Origin of the sequence: Bradyrhizobium sp., assembly GCF_049512235.1 — a bacterium.
Lineage (GTDB): Bacteria > Pseudomonadota > Alphaproteobacteria > Rhizobiales > Xanthobacteraceae > Bradyrhizobium.
Genome location: NZ_JBEKXH010000530.1, coordinates 1 through 4202, shown reverse-complemented (window position 1 = coordinate 4202; position 4202 = coordinate 1). Strand labels below are relative to the sequence as shown.

Genomic DNA, 4202 nt, shown 5'->3' with positions numbered 1-4202 from the left:
CTTGTCCTGATTTATCCACGGGCGCATGCCGAACCATGCCTCAAAGCCAAGGCGGCCTTAATGATCGCTGTTATCGGATGTGGAAACCCAAATCGCCTCGATGACGGTGCCGGCATCGAGGTATTGCGCCTATTGGACGCGCGCGGGCTCGGCCGCGATGCGCGGCAGGTGCGTCTGCTGGCCGCCGGCACCGACGGCATGGCAACGATGTTCGCGGCGCGCGGTTGCCGGGCTCTGATTGTTGTCGATGCCTGTCGCTCCGGCTCCGAGCCGGGGGCCATATTCGAAGTGCCTGGCGACGAGCTTGAGCAGCGCTACCAGCCCTCCCTCAATCTTCACGATTTTCGCTGGGATCATGCACTGTTTGCCGGCAGGAAGATCTTTCGCGAGCAGTTCCCTTCAGACGTGGTGGTGTTGCTGATCGAGGTGCAAACGACCGAATTCGGCATCGGTCTGTCGGAACCGGTATCGTCCGCGGTTGCGAAGGTCACCGATCGCGTCGAGGGCCTGATCCGCTCGCGCTCGCAAATGCAGGCAGAAATCTCATGACCGCAGCGTCAGCGGTCAGCCTGAAACGTGGTTCGCTTTATGTGAGTTGCGATGTCTACGACCGTTATTTTGCAGGGCTCGAAACCGTCATTCTGCTGCGCCGCGACCAGGATCTCTGCGTTCTGCCGGTCCGCCACGCTGCTGCCGGCGGTTATCTCCTCAAACTGCGCAACAAGGCCGGCGACCGCGTCGTGCACGCACCGGATTTCTTTCGCGAATGCGGCATCGACGAAAACGTGGAGCTGGAATTATCGGTCGCGTGGTCCACGGAACGCGGCGCGCTGGTCGCGGCAGGGGCCCTGCATCTGTAAACAGAGTTTGCATATCGCATAATCGATAGACATTGAGACAGGAGCCGCGTTAGACTGGCGGCGGCTTGACGCGCCCCGAAGAAGGGCGAAGGGAGAAACCTGTGGCAAGTCCAGTCGCAGACGAAATGCGCGCCGCCTTGTCGGCCGCGGATGATGCGGATGCGACGCCATCCGAGCGCGCCGAAATGCTGATGGAAATCGCGATGGGCCTGCAGCAGCGGCCGAAATCGGCCGATCAATTGCATTCCGCGGTGACGCTGTACGACAAGGCGCTGACGGTTTGTCCGCAAGAAATGCGGCTGCTACGCGCGCGCATTCTGGCGCGCAAGGCGACCGCGCTGCAGGCAATCCCCGAGCAGGGCACAGCCATGCTTGAACTGGCGCGTGCAACGCTTGAAGAATCCGTTGCGACCCTGATCGAATTCGGCAAGGCCGAAGAACTGGCCGAGGCCGAAATGAATCTCGGTTTGGTCGTGCAAAGTCTCGCCGGCGCCGGCCGGGCGCGCATCACCGACGCGATTTCGGCCTACCAGCGCGCGCTGCGTACCTTCACCAAGACCGGATACCTGCGCGAATTCGTCATCCTGCAAAACAATCTTGCCACCGCATTCCTGTCGATGCCGATGACCGACGAGCGCGGAAAGATGCGCGAAGCGCTTGCCGTGCAGGCCTTCGAGGAAGGCCTCAAGGCCGTTTCGCTGATCGACCATCCGACCGAATACGCGATGCTGCAGAATAATCTCGGCAACGCGCTGCAATACGTGTCGTCCAGCCACAGGCTGGAAAACAACCTGCGCGCCCTCGATGCCTATGACGAGGCCTTGAAGGTGCGCACGCGCGAGACCACGCCGCTCGAATACGCCAACACGATTTCCAACAAGGCCAATTGCCTGTGGAATCTGCCGGACGATCCGGAAAATCCCGACGCCGGCAACCGCACAAATCTGACGCAGGCGAACGCCTATTACCGTGAGGCGCGCGCCGTCTTCATGGAGCACGGCGACCTCGAGAAAGCACGTATCGTCGCCGAGGCCGTCGATCAAACTCAACGCGAGATACTGGCGTTGCCGGCAACCAATGGTCACGGCGCGCTTCAGGCGATCAACCCGTCCAATACAGGAGCATTGAAGCCATGACGGCCTCCATCACTCCCGTGGCCTTGGTTCTTGCCCTCGCCGTGGGCATCCTCGCTTCCATAGCCGGCGGCGCCATCGGCGGCATGATTGTCGGCGGCAAGATCCTGGGAAATGAACTCGCCGCGATGTTGGGAGGGTTCTACGGTCCGCTTGCCGGTGTCGCAGGAATTGTGGTTGGCCTGCTCGCGTTCGCGCTCATCGGCTGAGGAACAACCAATGTGGCAAATGACGCAAAACTCGATCGCCCTTTTTCTCCGCGGCAAACTGTTCGCCGAGCCGGGCAAGGTTATTCAGCGATTGCTGATCGGGATCGCCGTGACAGCAGTTTTGTTTGTCTGCCTCGCCGAAGCGGGAACGCCGCTGTGGCTGGCCGCTTTGGTGGCGGCGCTGCTGGGCGGCGGCCTGCAACCCTATCTCTTCAAGGACCTGCGCTATCTCTGAGGACATCGCGCACGAGCCAGTGAGGCCAGCATGAACGTCCACGATATGGCTGCAACCGTCCGCAATGATCTTGCCGGCTTTGTCGGCGACATCGAGCGGCTGGAGACCGTGTTTGCGACCTGGGACGAGACCGAGCAGGCCGCGGTCGGAGCCTACAGGCTCGCGATCGAGGCGCTTAACGGCGAGGCGCTGCGCCGGCTGATCCGGGCCCTGAAGAGCGATCCGGCGGCGCTGGCCGCGATGAAAAATGCAATCGCCGACGAGGTCGTCTACGCGGTGTTGCGGCGGCATGACATCGTCAAGGCAAGTCTGAACGAGCGTGTCGAAGCCGCGCTGGAAGGCGTTCGCCCGATGTTGGCCTCCCATGGCGGCGATGTCGAGCTGGTCAAGGTCAAGCCGCCTGCGGTCGAAGTGCGCTTCATCGGCGCCTGTGACGGTTGCCCAGCCTCGGCGCTGACTTTTCATGCCGGCGTGAAAAAGGCGGTTCAGGACGCCTGCCCTGAAATCAGCGATATCGTCCAGGTCAAGGGACTTGGCGGGTCGGAGGAAAGTGGCGTGCGGTTCGTCAGCCCGTTCGCGCTCGGCAGCAAAGGCGGCTGGATCGCCGCCGGACTTTTGTCGGACATCCCGGAAGGTTCGGTGCGTTCGGCCGTGCTCGGCGGCGAAAAGGTGCTGCTGTCGCGCAACGGTTCGACCGTTACCTGCTTTCAGAACGCGTGTGCGCATCTCGGCTTCCCGATCCATGACGGCGAGGTCGAGAACGGCATTATTACCTGTCCGCATCACGGCTTTCAGTACGACCTTTCCAGCGGTGAATGCCTGACCGCACCCGAGGTTCAGTTGCAATCGCATGCCGTGCGTGTGATCGGCCCCCGCGTCGAGGTGAGGATTTCGGCATAACCATGCAGGTCTCGTTTGCCCCCAACCGCCTGCACAAGGCGCTTCCCCGGCCCGGGGACAATCATGTCGCGCGGCCGCTTCTTTCCAAGCGGGGCGCGCGCGTGGTTCTGGGCGGCGAGGCCCTTGCGAACGGGCTGGCACGGTCGATCGTGCCGAGCGCGAATACGCTGTTCGGCCCGCGCGGCGCCTGCCTTGCGAGCGAGCATGGCCCGCTGTTTGTCTGCGATACCGGGCATCACCGGCTGATGGTCTGGCGCCAAGCTCCATCAGCCGATCAGGCCGATGCCGATATCGTCATTGGCCAGCCGGATTTCTTAGGCGAGGGACGCAACGCCAGGGGCGAAATCGGTGCCGCGACGCTCAACATGCCGACCGGAATCGCCGCGTGCGATGGCGTGCTCGCGGTCGCCGATGCCTGGAACCATCGCGTCCTGATCTGGCATGGTTATCCCGAGACCTCGAACCGCCCCGCCGATGTCGTGCTCGGTCAGGCCGATTTCACCGGCGGGTTTGCCAATCGTGGAATGAGCACGCCGGCGGCCGACGCCATGAACTGGTGTTATGGAGTAACGATCGCCGACGGCAAACTTATCGTCGCCGACACCGGCAATCGCCGCGTCCTGATCTGGAACGAGATGCCGCGGCAAAACGGCACGCCGGCCGACATGGTTCTCGGTCAGCGCGATTTCGTTACCCGCGACGACAATGCCGGCGAAGCCGGCGGCGCTCAGGGCATGCGCTGGCCGCACGGTATTGCGGTCAAGCGCGGCATGCTGTTCATCTCCGACGCCGGCAACAACCGCGTGATGGCATGGCGGCCCTTTCCAGTCTCGATCGGGCAAGCTTGCGATTTCGTGCTCGGGCA

General features: G+C 62.7%; 7 protein-coding genes. All 7 read left to right on the top strand.

From position 1 onward, the window contains the following. On the top strand, window positions 1-549 hold a 549-nt coding region (locus ABSG20_RS31105), incomplete at its 5' end, for a hydrogenase maturation protease (RefSeq protein WP_423868281.1). Continuing rightward, window positions 546-860, top strand: coding sequence for a hypothetical protein (locus tag ABSG20_RS31100; RefSeq protein ID WP_423868280.1), 315 nt, complete (start codon window positions 546-548; stop codon window positions 858-860). The genes ABSG20_RS31105 and ABSG20_RS31100, both read left to right, overlap by 4 nt. A gap of 101 nt (window positions 861-961) precedes the next feature. Then, window positions 962-1996 (top strand): hypothetical protein, encoded by a 1035-nt coding sequence (locus tag ABSG20_RS31095; protein ID WP_423868279.1) that lies wholly within the window; start codon window positions 962-964, stop codon window positions 1994-1996. Then, window positions 1993-2202 carry a hypothetical protein gene (locus ABSG20_RS31090; protein ID WP_423868278.1) on the top strand — a complete coding sequence of 70 codons (210 nt, stop codon included), beginning with the start codon at window positions 1993-1995 and terminating at the stop codon, window positions 2200-2202. The genes ABSG20_RS31095 and ABSG20_RS31090 overlap by 4 nt, the downstream gene beginning before the upstream one ends. Further along, window positions 2171-2437, top strand: coding sequence for a hypothetical protein (locus tag ABSG20_RS31085; RefSeq protein WP_423868277.1), 267 nt, complete (start codon window positions 2171-2173; stop codon window positions 2435-2437). The genes ABSG20_RS31090 and ABSG20_RS31085 overlap by 32 nt, the downstream gene beginning before the upstream one ends. Window positions 2438-2467: 30 nt before the next feature. Further along, window positions 2468-3337, top strand: a complete 870-nt coding sequence (locus tag ABSG20_RS31080; RefSeq protein WP_423868276.1) for a NifU family protein — start codon at window positions 2468-2470, stop codon at window positions 3335-3337. 2 nt (window positions 3338-3339) lie between these two features. Continuing rightward, window positions 3340-4202 (top strand): NHL repeat-containing protein (locus tag ABSG20_RS31075; protein ID WP_423868275.1); only part of this gene is annotated, 863 nt, incomplete at its 3' end.